This is a genomic window from Geodermatophilus maliterrae (genome assembly GCF_041018925.1).
Taxonomy (GTDB): domain Bacteria; phylum Actinomycetota; class Actinomycetes; order Mycobacteriales; family Geodermatophilaceae; genus Geodermatophilus; species Geodermatophilus maliterrae.
The window spans coordinates 1-18,259 of the sequence record NZ_JBFNXQ010000020.1 but is presented as its reverse complement, the minus strand read 5'-3'; the positions used below and the strand labels follow the sequence as shown (position 1 = coordinate 18,259).

At 73.3% G+C, this 18,259-nt stretch carries 13 protein-coding genes; 3 read left to right on the top strand and 10 right to left on the bottom strand.

Features of this window, described 5'->3' with window-relative positions; genetic code table 11:
* Window positions 1–268 precede the first annotated feature (268 nt).
* Both ABQ292_RS08580 and ABQ292_RS08575 read right to left on the bottom strand, forming a co-directional pair.
* On the bottom strand, window positions 269–1,177 hold the full coding sequence (locus ABQ292_RS08580; protein WP_369205253.1) for an NAD-dependent epimerase/dehydratase family protein: 909 nt from the start codon (window positions 1,175–1,177) through the stop codon (window positions 269–271).
* Between the two features lie 148 nt (window positions 1,178–1,325).
* Complete coding sequence (locus ABQ292_RS08575; RefSeq protein WP_369205251.1) at window positions 1,326–1,892, bottom strand: hypothetical protein; 567 nt, start codon at window positions 1,890–1,892, stop codon at window positions 1,326–1,328.
* A gap of 512 nt (window positions 1,893–2,404) precedes the next feature.
* Here ABQ292_RS08575 and add point away from each other — a divergent pair.
* Both add and ABQ292_RS08565 read left to right on the top strand, forming a co-directional pair.
* On the top strand, window positions 2,405–3,424 hold the full coding sequence (add, locus tag ABQ292_RS08570) for an adenosine deaminase (protein WP_369205249.1): 1,020 nt from the start codon (window positions 2,405–2,407) through the stop codon (window positions 3,422–3,424).
* Window positions 3,425–3,706: 282 nt separating this feature from the next.
* Window positions 3,707–4,471 (top strand): hypothetical protein, encoded by a 765-nt coding sequence (locus ABQ292_RS08565; protein ID WP_369205247.1) that lies wholly within the window; start codon window positions 3,707–3,709, stop codon window positions 4,469–4,471.
* A gap of 99 nt (window positions 4,472–4,570) precedes the next feature.
* Here the strand turns inward: ABQ292_RS08565 and ABQ292_RS08560 are convergent, their stop codons facing one another.
* From ABQ292_RS08560 to ABQ292_RS08540, 5 genes are all read right to left on the bottom strand, one after another.
* Window positions 4,571–5,158, bottom strand: coding sequence for a hypothetical protein (locus tag ABQ292_RS08560; RefSeq protein ID WP_369205245.1), 588 nt, complete (start codon window positions 5,156–5,158; stop codon window positions 4,571–4,573).
* A 474-nt stretch (window positions 5,159–5,632) separates the two neighbouring features.
* A complete protein-coding gene (locus ABQ292_RS08555) occupies window positions 5,633–6,982 on the bottom strand; it encodes an acyl-CoA dehydrogenase family protein (protein WP_369205243.1) in 1,350 nt (449 codons plus the stop codon).
* Between the two features lie 294 nt (window positions 6,983–7,276).
* Window positions 7,277–8,566 (bottom strand): acyl-CoA dehydrogenase family protein, encoded by a 1,290-nt coding sequence (locus ABQ292_RS08550; protein ID WP_369205241.1) that lies wholly within the window; start codon window positions 8,564–8,566, stop codon window positions 7,277–7,279.
* 275 nt (window positions 8,567–8,841) lie between these two features.
* The gene (locus ABQ292_RS08545; protein WP_369205239.1) at window positions 8,842–10,782 is read right to left on the bottom strand and encodes an acyl-CoA dehydrogenase family protein; all 1,941 of its coding nucleotides are present in this window, start codon (window positions 10,780–10,782) and stop codon (window positions 8,842–8,844) included.
* Window positions 10,783–11,086: 304 nt separating this feature from the next.
* Window positions 11,087–13,249, bottom strand: coding sequence for a DEAD/DEAH box helicase (locus ABQ292_RS08540; protein ID WP_369205237.1), 2,163 nt, complete (start codon window positions 13,247–13,249; stop codon window positions 11,087–11,089).
* 417 nt (window positions 13,250–13,666) lie between these two features.
* On the opposite strand from ABQ292_RS08540, the gene ABQ292_RS08535 reads away from it, so the two are divergent.
* Entirely contained in the window at window positions 13,667–14,707 is a 1,041-nt protein-coding gene (locus tag ABQ292_RS08535) for an MsnO8 family LLM class oxidoreductase (protein ID WP_369205235.1), read from the top strand.
* A 48-nt stretch (window positions 14,708–14,755) separates the two neighbouring features.
* Here ABQ292_RS08535 and ABQ292_RS08530 read toward each other — a convergent pair whose 3' ends face one another.
* The 3 genes from ABQ292_RS08530 to ABQ292_RS08520 all read right to left on the bottom strand — a co-directional run bounded on the left by ABQ292_RS08530 (window position 14,756) and on the right by ABQ292_RS08520 (window position 17,956).
* Window positions 14,756–15,175: a hypothetical protein gene (locus tag ABQ292_RS08530; protein WP_369205233.1), complete on the bottom strand. Its 420-nt coding sequence runs from the start codon at window positions 15,173–15,175 to the stop codon at window positions 14,756–14,758.
* Window positions 15,176–15,382: 207 nt separating this feature from the next.
* A complete protein-coding gene (locus ABQ292_RS08525; protein ID WP_369205231.1) occupies window positions 15,383–16,432 on the bottom strand; it encodes a PD-(D/E)XK nuclease family protein in 1,050 nt (349 codons plus the stop codon).
* A 66-nt stretch (window positions 16,433–16,498) separates the two neighbouring features.
* Complete coding sequence (locus ABQ292_RS08520) at window positions 16,499–17,956, bottom strand: hypothetical protein (RefSeq protein ID WP_369205229.1); 1,458 nt, start codon at window positions 17,954–17,956, stop codon at window positions 16,499–16,501.
* Window positions 17,957–18,259 lie beyond the last annotated feature (303 nt).

Here is an 18,259-nt window from a genome sequence, read left to right as displayed (position 1 = left end):
GGACTCACGAAAGCGCAGCTCAGGGCACTAGGGCGCATCTAGATGCTTAGCCTTGGCTAGGAGTTCAGGTCCCCCCTCGGACACCGTGGTGGACCCCCACGGCTCTCGAGCCGGTGGGGCTCACCCTTTGTGTGTCGGCACGTCCCGCTTGATGTCCGAAGACCACATCAGCCGGTCTCGGTCTCGGTCTCGTCTCGGTCGTCCTCGACCGCTCCGCGTCCGGTGGGGCACTGGGTGCACCGGTTCTCATGGGGCGACCCGATCGCTGTCACGAACCCGTCGCCAGTCCCCGCCGGAGCTCGTCGAGGGCCTGAGCGAGGCCCACCCGCGGAGCCCAGCCCCACCTCCGCGCGCGGTCGGTGCGCAGTTGCCCCGTCCAGACCGGCTCGTCGGTCCACTCGGGCGCGACGCCCAGCGCGTCGGTCACGGTCCCCAGGTAGTCCCGCCACGTCGCAGGCTCGCCCGCGACGATGACCGCAGTCGTGCCGCCGGCCACAGGGCCATGCTCCGGGTCGTCGACGGTCGCGACGGCGCCCGTGGCGACGTCCGCGACGAGAGCCGCCAGATCGTCGACGTGCACCCAGGCCCAGGTCTTCGCCGGGTTCGCCCGGCGCTCACCCTCGCGGACCTCCTGCGGTCGCAGCGTGTTCCAGACCGACGTGTCGCCGGCGCCCATGATCGCCGGTGGGCGGACCAGCACGGTCGTGAGTCCGCCGACGTGGGCCAGGGCGGCGTCGGTGGCGTTCTTGGTGTCGGGGTAGTCGCCGCTGCCCTCGGGCAGCAGGGCACCGTCCTCGGCCACGTCGCCGACGCCGGCCGAGCGGTCGTAGACCCCGGCCGTGGACACGTGCACGAGCCGGGCGACGCCGGCGTCCCGGGCAGCCCGAGCGAGGACCGGCGTGCCCTCGACGGCCACCCGGTGCTGCACCTCCCGGGGCGAGCCCATCGGGTGGACCGTGGTGACCACCGCGTCGGCGCCCTGGGTCACCGCGCGGGCGAGGCCCTCGTCGGCGAAGTCGCCGACGTGCTCGGTGACTGCGCCGAGTGCAGGGGCGCTGCCGGCGCGGCGGACGACGGCGCGCACCTGCGCCGACCGCTCGACGAGCGCCCGGCACACCGCGGCGCCCACCAGTCCGTTCGCACCGGTCACCACGACGACGGGAGAGGGGGCGACCACGTGGTCCACAGTGCCAGCGACCGCCCCATGGCGCCCGCTGCCGGGCACCTCGTCACAGCGTCGGGACGCCCCGGACCGCCCGGCACCACCTCGACGGCCGGGGTGCGCCGGCGTCATCCGATGACGTGACGGGAGGACTCCGCGCCCCTCAGTCCCGGGTCGTCCGAGCACGCCGACGCCGGGCCAGCCACCACGCGAGTGCGTAGCCGACTCCGGCCAGGCCTGCGGCCGGCGCCCACAGCCAGCGAGACGTGATCGCACCGAGGCAGTTCCCCAGCACCGTGCGCTGTTCGTCCTGAGCCGCGCGCGACAGGGCCTCCGAGGCGGTGCCTTCGGCATCTCCCCGGGAGACGGCCACGTCGGCGCCGCGCTGCCGGGTCTCATCGATCTCCAGGGCTCCGGCCGCCACCGCAGCACTGGCGCGGCAGGTGCGCCCGGCCTCGGTCGTCGCGGCGATGAAGGTCTGGAGGACGGGGGCGAGGACGAGCGTGGCCGCGAGCGCGGCCACCGCCGAGACCGCGGCGAGCTCGGCTCGTACACGGGGGGTGAGGACCCCGCCGCCGGGCAGGCGGAAGAACGCCGCCAGGACCAGGAGCAGGGCGACCCCGGTGGCCGCAGCCAGCCAGTCCCACTCGCCCTGGCCCCCGAAGCTGAGCGCGACGACCGCAGCCAGGGCCGTGCCGAGGAGCGCCGCCCGATCGACGTCTCGGTCCATCCCACGGAGGTCCGCACCGCTGACGGTGCCCGAGGTCCGCCCGCGACCCCTCACCGGACGGCGCCAGTGTGCGAGGACCGGGCATCGGGGAAGGGGCGGTCTTCCGTCCCTCTTCCGGGCACCAGGAAGTGGACCACGGCCCGTACCTCCGTCCGGTCAGGGTGTGCGCGGTCACGGCTCGGGGGCCCGGCGGCGGCCGTGACCGCCACCGGTTGCTCCGCCGGGGTCTCGGCGAGCCGCTATCGGGACATCTCAGCGGAGCGGTGCCCGTCCGGGAAGCGGGCACGGGCCCGCGGCCGAGATCGCGATCCCGGCGGGTACCGGACGTCGGAGAGGACTCGAGCGTGCCGGGACTGCCCCCGGTTCGGTCGACACTCTGGTCCGCCCCGTCCCCGTCCTCGATGGCGTCGACCCAGCACGCTGAGGACGCGCGACCGCGGTGGTCGCCCACGCCGCCTGGCGCACGACCGCGGACGCTCGACGGGCCGATGGGATGGGGCAAGACTCCGCTCATGACCACTGACACGGACGTGGCGAGCTTCATCGCGGCGGTGCCCAAGTGCGAGCTGCACCTGCACATCGAGGGCACGCTGGAGGGGGAGCTGGTGTTCGAGCTCGCCCGGCGCAACGGCATCGACCTGCCCTACGCCGACGCCGACCAGATGAAGCGGGAGAGCCCCTTCCACGATCTGGCCAGCTTCCTGGTCGGCTACTACCGCAACATGCAGGTGCTGGTCACCGAGCGGGACTTCTACGACCTGGCGACCGCCTACTTCACCAGGGCCACCGCCCAGAACGTGCGGTACGCCGAGATCTTCTTCGATCCCCAGGCGCACACGTCGCGCGGCGTGGAGTTCGGCACCGTCCTGCGGGGGTTGCGCCGGGCCGTCGTCGACGCGCGCCGCACGCTCGACCTGCACGTCTCGCTGATCATGTGCTTCCTGCGGGACTTCCCCGCCGAGTACGCGATGGCCACCCTGATGGAGTCGCTGCCCTACAGGGAGTGGATCGTGGGGGTCGGGCTCGACTCCGACGAGCGCGGCAACCCACCGGTCAAGTTCGAGAAGGTCTTCGCCCGGGCCCGCGCGGAGGGCTACCTGCTCACCATGCACTGCGACGTGGACCAGCCGGGCACGCTCGACCACATCCGCCAGGCACTGGACGTCATCGGGGTCGACCGGATCGACCACGGCGTGAACGTCCTCGAAGATCCCGCCCTCCTCGCGGAGGTCGTCCAGCGCGGCATCGGGCTGACCGTCTGCCCCATCTCCAACGGCTTCGTCCGCGGCTCCGCCTGGGAGGGCGCGACCAAGCGACTGCTCGACACCGGCGTGCTGGTGAGCGTGAACTCCGACGACCCTGCGTACTTCGACGGCTACCTCACCGACTGCTTCCTGCGGGTGCACCGGGAGACACCGTTGAGCATCGCCGAGGTCCGCACCCTGGCCCGCAACGCCTTCGAGACCGCCTGGCTGCCGACGACGCTGCGGACCCGGTTCCTCGATGAGGTGGACGACGCCGCTCCTCGCTGAGCTCTCCACATGGCCGCTGGCCACCCGGCGGACCAGCCGATCCCCGGCGTCGGCTCGGCGAGCTCCTGCGCGCCCGCCCGGTACGGGGCCCACGGATGATGGGCTCCGTTGCCGCGGCTGGGGCGCTCGGTCGAACCGGCCGTGGCCGTCACGCTGGCAGGCCGTCCTGATCCCCTTCACCGAGGTTCTCTGCGGTTCCGTCAGCCTCTCGAGCTGCAGGTCCGACAGTGCCGGACTCCCGGCTGGCATCCTCGATGAGTCGCCAACGGACGGGAGACCCACATGACCAGCGGCTTCAACCTCCCGAAGCCGGAGTTCGACATCGAGGCGACCGTCGAGCGTGCGATGGCGCTGATCAACCGGACTCTGCAACCCTCCCTCGAGGAGGCCCAGAAGGTCGTCGACAAGGTCCGTGCGGGCAAGCCCCTGGTCGCGCCGGGAGACCTGGTCAACCAGGTGACGCGCGGAAACCGGATCAGGGCGGCGCGAGCGGTCTCCTACTCGCTGCCGTCGATCCTGCCGGGTTATGGAACGGCGATCTCGGCTGCCGCGCTCCCGGTCGCGCTGCGGGAGGTCCTGAAGGAGGCTGTGAGTGCGGCGATCAAGGTCGGACTGCTCCACGACAGGGACCTCACCGACCCCGAGCTCACCCGCATCGCCGTCCTGCTGGTCCTCACGGAGGGAGCGGTCAAGCTCGACAAGACCGGGAGGATCCGTCCCGATGCCGTCCTGGGACCCCACGCGTCGCTGCTGGGAGAGGCCGCCGCCTACGACGCCCTGGCGGCCCTGACGGCAGAGGAGCGCCAGGAGATCGCTGCCTCGGAGTCGGAGATCCTCCGGGCATGGGCGCTGGCGGTCGGCCCGCCACTCCTGGCCGGGCTGTTGCCCTTCGGCGTCGGGCCCATGGCCGCCGCGAACTACATGCAGTACGTCCTGAAGGGCACGATCACGGCCGCCACCAGGGTCTTCGGGCCCGCTGCACCTGTGGCGGTGACCGTCGAGGCGATCCCCGAACGTGAGGTCCAGCAGGACGGTCACGAGCCCTGAGCCGGCCACCCGACCGGGCCGGCCGCCTCGACCAGCATCGCGGCCGGCCACGTGTCGGCGTGCCGGGCGCCGACCGGAGTGCGCTGCCCGGCAGCGCTGTCAGTCGTCGACCAGGACGCCGTCGGGCGTCCGGTAGACACCGACCGAGTCGGGGACGTCGCCCTCGCAGACCGGGATGCCGTCCACGCCCATGTCGCAACTGAAGGGCGGGTAGTCGACCTCGTCGTCCGCGGGCGCCTGACTCGCCGGGTCGATCCGGAACGCCACCAGGACCTCCCCGTCCGGGTCGACGTAGGAGATCAGCACCTCGCCCTCCGGGACGTCGAAGGCGATCCCGTCCTCCACCGGACGACCGATCGCGCCGTCCCCGGGGTCGACGGTGGGACCCTCCGCGGTCTGCGCCCGGAAGCGCTGCGGGTCCACGGTGACGTCGCCGTCGGCGGAGGTGACGGCGACGTCGGCGATGAGCTGGGAACTGTCCGCCCGAACGGTGCGGCGGACCCCGTCGAGGGTGATGGTGGCCGCCCTGCCGACCTGGTCGGTGAACGCCACGGTGTCCCCCACGCCCGCGACGGGCGCCGGCGTGCTGGTGCTGGCGGCGACCTCGCCGAGGGCGGCGCCGTCGCCCCCCGAACCGCAACCGGCGAGCACGGTGAGGCAGGCAGCGAGCGGAACGGTGCGGCGCATGGCGATCCCCCGAACGGCTGTCCTCCCACGCTAGCGCCGGACCGGGCCCCGGTGGCGGCTCCCGGCGCGGCAGTCCCGTGAGGGCCGGCGTGTCGCCGGATCTCCGCGGCGGGGGCCGACCGCTGCCCGCCGTCCCGACGACGCGGCGACGATGCGCTCGTCCGGGTCGCGCGCATCTCGCACCTCGCCGACGTCCACGGCTGACGCACGCATCGGCGCGGCGATCCACCCGCGACCGGACGCCGTGTGCGCATCCGGCCGATCACCCCGCGAACACACGTGGAACCCCCACGGTCGCCGACCGTGGGAGTTCTCCCGTTCCTGCTCTCGCCGCGTCCCGGTGCCGAGGGGGCGGTCGACGCGACGGGCCGTCACGGCCGCGAACCGCACACCCCGACCACCCACGAGGTCGACAACCCGCTCCGGCGTCGCTGCCGGGGAGCGGCCCCGTCCCACTGGTGGCCGACGAGCCGCTCAGGCCGACACGAAGGGCTCACTCCTCTCCGCACGGGGACCGGGAACGGTGTCGATCCCCTCCATGGACTTGTCGAAGTCCACCGCCCGGTTGTCCATGAGGGCCCGCGGATCGAATGACGAGTGCGCCATCACGCCGTGGATGCGTCGACGCTGCATACCGAAGTTCCCCGCGTCGTAGAGCGGCAGGACGGAGGCTTCGCGCAGGTAGCGCTCGAACAGGTGTCTGCGGTCCACGGAGTTCACCCCCACGACCTGCATGCACTTGTAGACGCAGTCGAAGAGCATCTCCGTACAGAGCACCTTGTTCATGGCACCGATGAGTTCGCCGTGGTAATCGTGCTCGTCGATGTAGTGCGCACCCTTCCAGCAGAAGTACCGAGCTGCCTCGATCTTCGTCGCGACGTCACCGAGGACGTATCCGGGATACTGGTACTCGATGATGGGCTGCGGTCCGCCGGCGGTGTAGGTCTTCGCCCATTCCAGAGCCGCCTCGTAGGCTGCACGGGCCACGCCGACGGCAGCGATGCCGGCGACCGGCCCCGACCAGGCGAAGTTGCGGTTGATGAGCAGGTCACCGTTGCCGCGCGTCCCCTCGATGAGGTTGGCCGCAGGAACCCGCGCGTCGTCGAAGACGATCTCGCAGTTGGGGGCGAGCCGCTGTCCCGACGTGCTGATGGAGGAGTACGTCACACCGGGCGTCCCGCGTTCCACGATGAGCGCCGACAGGCCTCGGGTGCCATCGGCCTCGCGATCGGTGCGGACGACGACCAGGTTGAGGTCGGCTCCCCGGTTGTCCCAGCCGCCGACGTTGCAGGGCCAGTACTTCCGGCCGTTCACCACGTACTCGTCGCCGTCGAGCGTCGCGGTCACCGACATGCCCGCGCCGTTGACCGCAGGGGCGTCGAAGTTGGCCGTCCCCCCGGGCGAGCCGGGCGGCTCACTGGCCGCATAGCCGACGATGAACTCGCCCGAGGTGTCCGAGGTGGCCCGGGAGATGAAGCGTTCCTTCTGCTCCTCGGTGCCGTAGTACCACACCGGCATGAGACCCAGCCCGTTGACCAGGATGGTCGTCGCGAAGCCGGGATCGACCGCGCAGATCTCCTCGGCGGCGATGACGAAGTCCACATTGGACAGGCCGCCGCCACCGTACTGCTTCGGCAGCATCGAGAACGCGATGCCCCGCTTCACCGCCTCCTGGTAGGCCGGTCTCGTGAGGTTGAAGGCGCGCAGGGGGTCGGGTTCATCGTCGGCTTCCCGGACCACGGGCCGGAGGACGTTCTGCGCGAAGTCCCGTGCCGCCTCCTGGAGGACTCTCTGCTGCGGCGTGAGCGTGAAGTCGATGGTCACGACGACCTCCCCCTGAACGGGTTGCGTCGGCGAGGGAGCCACTACGACCGATCTGCGTCGGAGTTCCGCGTCCCTCGCCTCGGGTCCGAGCGGACCCGGTCCACTGTCCTCACGGCCGGTGACGTTGTGAAGGGGGCCTGGCACCGGCGGGCCACGGCCGCCAGCCCGGTGCACCCGAGGCGGGATGGAGCAGGACTCCCGCCGTCACCGGCTGGCCGGTCACGGCCTGCGACGAGCGGGTGCGAGGTCGACACCGCCCAGGTCTCCCGGGCCGACCCGGGTGTCTCCGCCCTGCTACGGCCGGGAGGACGCCCGCGTGTCGTCCTGCCGGTCCGCGGCGACCCACGGCTTGGCGCTGCCGCTGCCCGACATCCGGAAGTCGGGGTCGTGCTTGCGGATCTCGCGTCGCGCGATCGTCATCTTGTGCACCTCGTCCGGCCCGTCGGCGATGCGGAGCGTGCGCTGGTGGGCGTACATCTCGGCCAGGGGCGTGAACTGCGTGACGCCGGCCGCGCCGTGCACCTGGATCGCGCGGTCGATGACCTTCAGCACGATGTTGGGCACGGCGACCTTGATCCCGGAGATCTCGGTCGCGGCGGCCTTGTTGCCGACGGTGTCCATGAGGTGCGCGGTGTGCAGTACGTACCGGCGCGCCATGTCGATCTCGATGCGGGACTCGGCGATCCAGTCCTGCACGACGCCCTTGTGCGCGACGAGCGTCCCGAACGTCTCGCGCTGCAGCGCCCGCTGCACCATGAGGCCGAGGGCGCGCTCCGCGGCGCCGATCGATCGCATGCAGTGGTGGATCCGGCCGGGCCCCAGCCGGGCCTGCGAGATGGCGAAGCCGCTGCCCTCCTGCCCGAGCAGGTTGCCCGCCGGTACGCGCACGTCCGCGAAGACGACCTCGGGGTGCCCGCCACGATCGGCGTAGCCGAACACGGTCGGGCTGCGGCCGAACGAGATGCCGGGGGTGTCCTTGGGCACCACGATCATCGACTGCTGGGTGTGCCGTGGTGCCTGCGGATCCGTCTTGCCCATGACGACGAGCACCCGGCACCGCTCGCCCAGCGCGCCCGAGCTGAACCACTTGCGGCCGTCGAGGACGTACTCGTCGCCGTCCCGCTCGATGCGCAGGCTGATGTTCGTCGCGTCGGACGACGCCGAGTCGGGCTCGGTCATGCAGAACGCGGAGCGGATCTCGCCCTCCAGCAGCGGCAGCAGCCACCGCTGCTTGACCTCCTCCGATCCGTAGAGGTTCAGGACCTCCATGTTGCCGGTGTCGGGCGCGTTGCAGTTGAGCGCCTCGGAGGCGAAGCCGACCTTGCCGAGCTCCTCGGAGATCGGCGCGTAGTCCAGGTTCGACAGCTTCGTGCCGGGGTGGTCCGGCGCGAGGTGCGGCAGGAACAGGTTCCACAGCCCACGCTCCCGTGCGGCCGCCTTGAGCTTGTCCATGATCGGCGGGTAGCCGGCCGGCCCCACCTGCTCGAGCTGCTCGTGGTACTCCCGCTCGTTCGGGTAGACGTGGTCGGCCATGAACCGCTGGACCTCGGCCAGGGCCGCCTCGCCCTGCTCGCTGAACTGCATGATCTCCCTCTCCCTGGCTGCTGGGTCCGCTGCGCCGCGCACCGCGTCGGCGCATCCCCGGTCGGTCCTCCGGGGCGGGACCGGCTCGAGGACCCCGCCGCCCAGGTGGCGTGGCAGACGGCGGCTGCGTGACCGCCGTCACGCGAGGAGACCATGGTGACGCCCGCCCCCACCCGACTCCAACAGGCGCGGCTCCGGGTGGACGGCGCCGACGAGCCGTCGAGTCCGCCGTCGTTCACCGGGTCCGCGAGCGGAGCCGGTGCGGCACCGGTGTCCTACTGGGCGACCGTGGCCGCCACCACGGGCGCGGCCGGCGAGTCGTCTGACTGCGTGGCGGGCGGCTGTGCGGGCGCCGGCATCATCGGGCCGTCGCCGGCGGGATCGAGCACGTCGTGCTCGAACCACTCGTAGCGGCCGGAGAGCACCTGCTGTGCGGCCGCGTACTGGGCCTCGTCGTCGTTGGCCCACAGCTCCGTGAAGAGCCGGTCGGCACGACGGCGGGCCTGGCCGCAGAACAGGTCGGCCAGTTCGACGGCCGTCTGCCTGCGGTCGGGGTGCTCGCGGGCGATGGTGTCCGCGTAGACGCACGCGCAGGCCATCGCGTAGAGCTCGGCGCCGATGTCGACGATCCGACCGAGCAGCTGACCCTTCCGCTCGAGGCGGGCCCGGTGGCGGCCCATCGCGTAGAAGGTGCAGCGCGCGAGCTTGCGCGAGTGCCGCTCGACGTAGCGCAGGTGCGTCGCCAGGTCGCCGAACTCCGCGTAGGAGCCGGGACGCTGGCCGGCGCCCGTCGTCAGCGTCGGGAACCACCTGGCGTAGAACGCACCCGCCTTGGCCGCGGCCTTCGCCCGGTTGGCCAGGCCGGGATCGCCGAACAGCACGTCGCCCGCGACCTCCAGGTGCTGGTCGACGGCCTCTCGGGCGATCAGCAGGTGCATGATCTCCGTCGAGCCCTCGAAGATGCGGTTGATGCGCATGTCGCGCAGCATCTGCTCGGCCGGCACCGGTTTCTCGCCGCGCCGGGCGAGCGACTCGGCGGTCTCGAAGGCGCGGCCCCCGCGGATCTGGACCATCTCGTCGACGGCGGTCCAGCCGAGCTCGGACCCGTAGAGCTTCGCGAGCGCGGCCTCGATGCGGATGTCGTTCCGCTTGTCGTCGGCCAGGCGGCTCGACACGTCGAGCACCGCCTCGAGGCCGAACGCCGTGCCCGCCAGCCAGGCGAGCTTCTGCGCGATCGGGTCGTGCCGCCCGATGGGCTTGCCCCACTGCCTGCGCTCGGCCGCCCACTCGCGCGCGATCTTGAGCGAGTACTTGACCGCCGACAGGCAGAACGCCGGCAGCGACAGGCGGCCGGTGTTCAGTGTGGTGAGCGCGATCCGCAGGCCCCTGCCCTCACCACCGATGACGTCCGAGTTCGGGACGAAGACGTCGTCGAAGCGCGTCACCGAGTTCTCGATGCCCTTGAGCCCCATGAACTCGTTGCGGTGCTCGACCGTGATGCCCCCGCGGTCGCACGGGCAGATGAAGGCGGTGATGCCGCCCCGGTGGCCGTCGGACTCCGGGACGACGGCCATGACCACCACCACGTCGGCGATCGCGCCGTTGGTCGCCCACAGCTTCGTGCCGCTGATCCGGTAACCCGTGCCGTCCTCGGTCGGGACCGCGGTCGTGCTCATGCGCGCCGGGTCCGAGCCCACGTCCGGCTCGGTGAGCAGGAACGCCGAGACGTGGTCCGTGGCGAGCCTGGGCAGCCACGTGCGCTTCTGCTCCTCGGAGCCGAAGAGGCGCAGCGGCTCGGGCAGACCGATCGACTGGTGCGCGGACAGCAGCGTCGAGATCGACGAGTGCCACGTGCCGGCCATGGCCAGCGCCTTGTTGTAGTGGACCTGACTGAGCCCGAGCCCGCCGTACTCCTCGGGGATCTTCATGCCGAGGGCGCCCAGGTCCGCGAGGCCGTGGACGACCTCCTCGGGGATCTTCGCCTCGCGCTCGATCCGGCGCCGGTCGACGTGTTCCACGAGGAAGGCGCGGAGGCGTTCGAGGAACGCCTCGCCCTTCTCGACCGCGGCCGGATCGAGCTCCGGCTGGGGGTGGACCAGGTCGAGGCGGAAGTTGCCGAGGAAGAGCTCCTTGCCGAACGACGGCTGGGTCCACTCGGTCTCGCGGCTGGCCTCGGCGACCTGCTTCGACTGTTCGTACGACGGGTTCGACGCCATGGACCAGCATCACCCCCGTCGCTCCGCCAGACAACGCACCTCGGTGCCGAGGGGCCGGTGTCGCCGGTGGCAGACCGTGAGGGCGCTGGCCCGTTCGACCTCCGGAGCCTCGGATCAGGACTGCGCCCGGCGAGCTGCGGGGCTGCCCGGTCCCGACGTTGCGTAGACGACCTGCCCGGCACCGGCCCCCTCGATCCGTGAGCGTGCGTGTCCGCCGGTCGGCCGATGCGACCCGCTCCTCGACCGGCCACCGTGACCAGCTCGGCCGAGCTCCCGGTCGGCCGGGGTACGGCTCAGCTCCGGCTCAGGTCGGACCAGCCGGCGAGCCCGCGGGCGGCTGCGGCGACGCCGACAGCGCGTCGGTCAGCAACGCGACGAGTGCCTCGAGCTGCACGTCCGCCGACGACGAGACCTCCTCGTCCGACCCGTCGAGCGCCCGGGCGGCGAGCCCCGCCTTGCTGTCGATCAGCTCGGCGATCCGGGCGTCGATGGTCTGCGCGGCGATGATGCGCCAGGCGGTGACCGGCTCGGTCTGACCGATGCGATGGCTCCGGTCGATGGCCTGGGTCTGCTCCGCGTCGGTCCAGGAGAGCTCGGCCAGCACGATGTTCGAGGCGACCTGCAGGTTGAGCCCCACCCCCGCCGCGGTCAGGGAGCACACCGCGACGGCGACGTCGGGGTCCTTCACGAACGCGTCGATGTTCCTCTGCCGCGACGTCGGCGTCTGGTCGCCACGGATCGACGAGAACCGGACCCCCTGCCGGGCGAACGTCTCCTCGGCGGCGTCCATCACGTCGACGTGCTTGGCGAAGAAGACCACCTTGCCGGCGCTGCGCGCGAGCTGTGCCGCGTAGTCGGCGGCGAGACCGGCCTTCGCCTGCCCGATGCGCCGCATCATGCTGAAGACGTTCTCGCCGGCCTCCCCCGTGGTCGCGTCCTTCAGCTCCCACCGCGCCACCCGGCGCACGAGGTCGTGGTCGATGCCCTCGACGACGCCGTCGGACGCGCGGGCCGCGAGCGCGGTCTCGTAGCGCGCCACCATCCGGCGGGCGAGGTCGCGCTCGGCCGCCCGGATCGACCGGCCGGCCGGCCCGTCCAGCTCGACGGGGAGGTCGGCGATGCGGCGGGCGGGGATGTCGGCGGCCACGTCGACCTTGCGGCGCCGGACGATGCCCAGGTCGATCACACACCGGCGGGCGGCGGCGTAGAACCCGGGGTCGGCGGGGGTCAGGCCGGTCTCCTCGAGCGCCTCCATCAGCTCGTCGAGCGGCTTGGTCTCGTCGATCCAGCCGAGGAACTGCCAGATGGCCCGGAAGTCCTCGATGTCGTTGATGAGCGGGGTGCCGGTGAGGGCCATCAGCAGCGGCCGCGCGGTGCGGGTCCGGATCCGCTGGGAGAGCTCCAGGACGTGCTGCGAGCGCTGGGAGGTCCTGTTCTTGATGAAGTGCGCCTCGTCGACGACCATCCCGCGGAAGCCGAAGTCGCCGAGCCACCCGACGTGGCGGTCCAGCACCTCGTAGTTGACGACGACGATGTCGGCGAAGCCGTCGATGGTGTCGCCGTTGCCGTGGATCACGGTGGCCGGGCGGTGCGGGGTCCAGAGACCGGCCTCGCGTGCCCAGTTGGTCTTGACGACGTTCGGCACCACCACGAGCAGCGGGTAGGCGTTCGCCGCCTCCGCGGCGAGCAGCGCCTGGGCCGTCTTGCCCAGGCCGGGCTCGTCGGCGAGCAGGAAGGTCCGACGGCCGGCAGCGGCCGCGGCGACGAGCTGTGCCTGGTGCGGCATCAGCTGCCGGCCCTCGGGCGCGCGCAGCGAGGACGGCGCGGGCAGGGCCGTGCACGCCGAGTCCCCGGCACCGGCGCGCTCGAACGAGCTGAGCAGCGGACCGAGCAGCTCCCAACCGGCCAGCCGGTGGGGACGCGAGGTGCGCTGCGGAGCGGCTGAGAAGTCGGGCGCGAGGAAGGGGTTGGCCAGCTGCCGCGAGACGACCGACTGCGGCACGACCCGGCGTTCGCTCGCGGCGGGGGCGGCCACGGGCTCCGCCGGAGGAGCCTCCTCCGGGAGCGGCTCGGCCTCGGCGGCCGGCAGCATGTCCCGCGCCAGCGACCGGGCGGCGTCGGAGACGACGGCGTCCTCGGCGAGGAGCGTGAGGAGCGCGGGGGCGCGGACAGCGGTCTTCGCGAGGATCGTCGCGATCCCGTCCAGGCGCTTGAGCTGCTCGGCCCGGTGGGTGGGGCTGCTGTTCTCCTCCGCCAGGATCCGGGCGTGCTGCTGGCGCACCAGCAGGGCGACGGCCTGGAACTCCGTGCGCACCGCAGGTGTCACGCGGCCGCGCCGGGCGGCTGCCTCGAGTTCACGGACGGCGCGGGCGAGCACCGAGATGACGTCGCCGCGGTCGCGGACGCGTCGCTGGTCCCGCGGGGCGGGGCGGCGAGCGCCCGTCTGGCGCTGGCCGGGTCGAGCCACGGACTCCTCCTCTGGATGCCGCGGCGCGGTGGCCGCGGCAGCATGCCGCACGATCCCGCGGACAGGACGTCCCGAGACCAGAGCCGGAGAGCACCGAACGGCCTCCGGATCTCCGGTGGATCGACACCGCGGGGTCCGGCAGTCCGCCACGGTGAGGATCCGGAGCCGCCGGTCGACGGCCGGAGCGGCCTCGGCACGGGGGACATTCGTCATCAGGCGAGCGACTGCGGTCTCGTGGTCGGTGTGCTGCTCATGGTAACGCCTGCCGGCGCGCACGATTCCCGGCACGCTGCGCTCCGCGGGGACGGGTCCGGTGGCAGTCCCTCGGAGGATCCCGGTGCCGCTCCGGGCCCAGGACCTGCGCACGACCACGTCGCCCGCTGGAACAGCACCCGCCCGTACGGTGCTGGAGCTGCCGTGATCGACGCGGAACCCCGGCTCTCCCTCCTGGACCGGTCCCGCACCCGGGTCGGCGAACCCGATGCCGCGGCGCTCGGCGGCACCGCCGAGCGCGCGGTCCGCGCCGAACGGCTCGGGTTCGACCGGTTCTGGGTCGCTGAGCACCACGGGGTGCCCGGAGTGGCCGGGGCGGCCCCGGCCGTGCTGCTGGCCGCCATCGCCGGCCGGACGACGACCATCCGGCTCGGCTCGGCCGGCGTGATGCTGCCGCACCACCAGCCGCTCGTGGTGGCCGAGCAGTTCGCCACGCTGTCCGCCTTCGCACCCGGCCGCGTCGACCTGGGGCTGGGTCGCTCCCCCGGCTTCACCCCGCCGGTGCGCCGGGCGCTGCGGGAGACCGACCGGGACTTCACCGCCGACCTCGACGAGCTCCGCCGGTTCCTGACCGGGACGGCGGAGGTGACCGTGCACCCGCAGCCGGCCGCGGCCGTGCCGCTGCACGTGCTGGCCACGGGGCGCGGCCTGCAGGTCGCGGCCGAGCTGGGGCTGCCGGTGGTCGTCGGCGGCCCGCTGCTGGGTGTGGGCGGCGACCCGGAGCCCGGGCTGGCGGCGCTGGCCGGCTACCGGCGCGCCTTCCGGCCCTCCGCGCAGCAGCCCGGGCCGCGGGTGGCGATCAGCCTCGACGTCCTGGTCGCCGACACCGCCGCGGAGGCTGCCGACCTGCTCCTGCCCGAGGCGTGGGCCATGGCCCTGGCCCGCACCACCGGGACCTTCCCGGCGCTGCAGCCGGTGGCCGCCATCCGGACCACCCCTCGCACCCCGCGCCAGCAGCAGTACCTCGAACAGACCGCCGCGGCAGCGATCGCCGGCACCCACACCCAGGTGGAGCGCCGGCTCGCCGAGCTGCTCGACCGCACCGGGGCCGCCGAGCTGGTCGCCAGCAGCAGCACCTTCGACCGCACCGCCCTGGCCGCCTCCGATGCGGCACTGACCGCCCTGTTCGGCCGGGCCCGGTCCGCCGGCAGCGCCCCCGCGATGGCCTCTGCCTCCCGGCCGTAGCCGACCGGGCTCCCTGGGCAGGGGGCGGGCCGTGACGGGCGGCTCAGGTCACGCCACCACCCGCGTGGCCGTGTGCGCACCCGGGTCGGCCTCGGCGACGATCCACGCGGTGCGCCCGTGCAGCGGCGGGGTCTTGGTGCCGTCGGTGAACCAGACGACCACTCCCCCGTGCGCCCTGCAGTGCGAGCGCACCTCTCGGACCCGGCTCCCTGGCCTGGTCTTGCTGGGCCGGACGAGGGGGAGCCCGAAGTCGGTCCCGACGACGTCGGTGGTCAGGACCGGTGCACCGGCGGGCAGGTGGGACGTCGACACGGTGACGGTGGTCTCCGGCGGCGGCGCAGCAGGCCTGACCGGGCTCGCCGTACCGCGGTGCACGGCGGCGCTCCGGCTCATACCGCACTCGCAGCGCCAGGCGACGTCGCCGACGGCTCGGGTGAACGGGTGGGCGGACGTGGGGACGGTCGTCATCAGAGCCTCCCTGGGAGTCGGGGCCGACCGGACCGACCGGCCCCGGCCGACCACTGGCGGGCACCGGCGCGGCCGGCGAGCCGGTCACGGTGATTCGAACACGTGTTCGACGGCGCGGCAAGGGGCCTCCACGGCCTCGGTGCGGGCTGCCCTCGTGCAGGGTCCTGCCACGAGCCTGCGGGTGGCGGGGAGCGCGAGGGTCCTTCTTCAGTCCCGCTGGGTGCCGTTCCGCGTGACACGGATCGTCCGCGGACTGCGGGTCCTCCGGGTGGGGACGACCTCACCCAGCTCGACCAGCCGCTCGACCGCCGCTTCCTTGTCCACCTGGGTGCGCAGGCCGCCACCGGACCACTCGCAGTACAGGTCGTCCGCGGGCCCGGACCGGCCCCTCAGCCGTTCCCGTGCGTACTCCTTGTGGCGCTTGGCCTCGTTCTCGGCCGCCCGCCAGGCGTCGTAGTCGTGGACGGCGCCGACGTAGTCCTCGTCGGTGACCGTCAGGCGGGACTGGCGGGAGACCTCGCCCTCGGTCTCGGGGTCCACCGGCGGGCCCCAGCACAGGTCGAGGAACGGACACCAGTCGCACATGGTGTCCACCCCGGGACCGAACCCGTCGCGGGGGACGGCGTCGACCCCCTCGTCCTCGACGGTGGCGTAGACGTCGGTGAGCCACAGGATCGCCTCGGCGGTCAGCGACGGGTCGTGGTCGGCCTCGAAGACGACGTCCTCACCCGAGTCGCGCGACAGGTAGCGGATGCGCAGTCCGTCGACGTCCTGCCCGGTGCCGGCCGGCAGCCGGCGGTCGGCGGTCTGCCCGGTCCGCAGCAGCCAGGCGTAGACCGCGACCTGGAACCAGTGCCGCACCGGGACCCCGCGGGTGAGGACCCGCTCGAACCCGAACCGCGACGTCGTCTTGAGGTCCTCCACGACCGGGGCGTGCCACCAGTCGCAGCGCCCCTTGACCTGCTCCCCCGCGAGGCCGACCTCGGTCAGCCCGCCGTACTGGCGGCGCAGCGCCCGCAGCACCCCGCGGTGCAGCTCGGTGCCCAGGAAGGCCTGCAGCCCGGTGCGGGTGTTGGTCGGACGGCGACGGGCGATCCGGTAGGCGGCCCGGCGGCGGCACTCGCCGAGCTCGGAGGCGCCGATCATCCGCTGGCGGGAGCGGGCCCGGCGGTGGTCGAGGTCGCGGACCGCGGCGGCCAGGCTCGGGGCGGCCCGGCGCTCGGCGGCGCTGGGGCGGGCAGGCAGCACGGCGGTCACCGCGTCTCCCTCGGGTCGGGGGCGGTGGAGCGGGGCCGGGGGCCGGCCCCGCTCCACCGGCGCGGCTCAGGCGACATCCGGGCGGCCGTCGCCCGCGGCCCGCTGCGTGGCGATCACGTCGCGCACCAGTGCGGTCAGCCGCTTGGTCGCCACGTGCTCGGCGGGCCGGCCGAAGCGCTCGCCGATCTGCTCCTCGGTCACGCCCAGGGCCTCCAGGCTGGCCAGCACGCCCCGGCGGGCGGCGTTGAGCCGCCGCTCCTGCGGGTCGTCCGGGGTCGGCGAGGGCTCCAGCAGCGGGTTCGCCGGAGCGGCCTCGCGACCGGTGGACGGACGGGCCGCCGCGGCGGCTGCCAGGGCGGGCCCCACCAGGGCAGCGGGCGTCTGCGGGACGGACGGATCGCCGGCCGCGACCCGGCGCCGTCCGGCGGGGTGGGCCTTCATCGACGCCGCGAGGAGCTCCTCGTGCCGGGCCTGGATCAATTCCGCGACCGTGTACGAACCGCCGGGGGTCGCCACGTCGACCTGCAGCAGCCCGGTGCGGTTGCCCTCGGCCCAGACCTCGCGCAGCTCGTCGTCGCCGCGGGCGTCGCCGATCCGCGCGACCAGGTCGGCGACGTCGGGCTCCCGCCGCCCGCCGGCCCGGGTGCCCGGCCGGCCGGCCGGGGCCTCCTCGGTCCGCTCGTGGTCGAGCAGCCCGCCGCCGTGGAAGGAGACGAGGTCGCGCACGTGCGCGGTGCCCGGGTCGCACTTGAGCGCGTCGAAGACCAGCCACTCCAGCAGCCGACCGGTGGCGGCCGGGTCGGTGACCTCCTTGGCCGGGTCGTCGTTGGGCTTGATGCCCACGTGCACGCTGCGCGCGCCGACGATGAGCGGCCGGCGTCCGCGGCGCAGCCGCACCCACACGCTGGCCGCGTACGGGAACTCCCGGTGGGTCTGCACCGACCAGGTCTTCTGCCCCTCGATCGGGCGGCCGTTGGCGTCGACCTCGGTGACCTCCTTGCCGCGGGCGGTCACGACGACGATGCCGGGGAAGGTGAGCAGCTCGGTCTGCAGCTTGCGCCAGCGGGAGCCGGCGTCGTTCCACAGGTTCTGGCTGATGGTGATCTCGGCGTTGGGGTCGCGCTTGAGCAGCTCGCGGTTGCGGGCCGACTTCGCGGCGCGGTCGCTGGCCCAGTCCTTCAGGCCGTCCCAGATCGCCGAGCCGGTGTCGATGCCGAGCACGACCGGCGGCTCGCCGGCGTCGGCCGCGCGGCGGGCGTGGGCCTTGACCGCCTGGACCGCGGCCAGCACCGCGGCGTACGAGCCGTCGTGCTCGATGATCTGGTAGTTCGCGCCCGGGATGGCGCCGTACTCGTCACCGGCGCCCTCGTTGAGGTCGATCCAGTACAGGGCGCCGATCTTGTCGCTGGTGCTGAACTGGGCCAGCGCCCAGCTCTTGCCCGCCTTCTCCTCGCCCTCGAGGAGGATGCAGGGCCACGGCACGCGGCCGGTGGGCTGACGGGTCTTGAGGCCGGAGACGGCCATGACGGACTCCTTGTCGACACGGGGAAGATGTCGATCCGGAATCTACGGACGGGTACCGACAAATCCGTCGCGACGACGGCGTGTCGACTTGACCGCACGACGAGGGGTCGACCGCCCCCCGAGAACGCGCAGCTCAGGGGGGCGCGGCTGCCCCGGCCGGCGGGTCGACCGTTCGCTGTGGGCGGACACCGACGGCCACGGCCACGTCCGCTCGACGGCCGGGCGGCGTCAGTCCCCGACCCGTCCCGCCGGCCGGCGCGGTCGGCGCGGGCCCGGTGGAGGACGGTCCGCCGCGCAGGCGCC

Bases quoted from the DNA above. Each gene is read 5' to 3' on its own strand.
- ABQ292_RS08575 (WP_369205251.1), bottom strand. From the start codon at position 1,892: ATGGACCGAGACGTCGATCGGGCGGCGCTCCTCGGCACGGCCCTGGCT.
- add (WP_369205249.1), top strand. From the start codon at position 2,405: ATGACCACTGACACGGACGTGGCGAGCTTCATCGCGGCGGTGCCCAAG.
- ABQ292_RS08565 (WP_369205247.1), top strand. From the start codon at position 3,707: ATGACCAGCGGCTTCAACCTCCCGAAGCCGGAGTTCGACATCGAGGCG.
- ABQ292_RS08560 (WP_369205245.1), bottom strand. From the start codon at position 5,158: ATGCGCCGCACCGTTCCGCTCGCTGCCTGCCTCACCGTGCTCGCCGGT.
- ABQ292_RS08550 (WP_369205241.1), bottom strand. From the start codon at position 8,566: ATGCAGTTCAGCGAGCAGGGCGAGGCGGCCCTGGCCGAGGTCCAGCGG.
- ABQ292_RS08545 (WP_369205239.1), bottom strand. From the start codon at position 10,782: ATGGCGTCGAACCCGTCGTACGAACAGTCGAAGCAGGTCGCCGAGGCC.
- ABQ292_RS08530 (WP_369205233.1), bottom strand. From the start codon at position 15,175: ATGACGACCGTCCCCACGTCCGCCCACCCGTTCACCCGAGCCGTCGGC.
- ABQ292_RS08520 (WP_369205229.1), bottom strand. From the start codon at position 17,956: ATGGCCGTCTCCGGCCTCAAGACCCGTCAGCCCACCGGCCGCGTGCCG.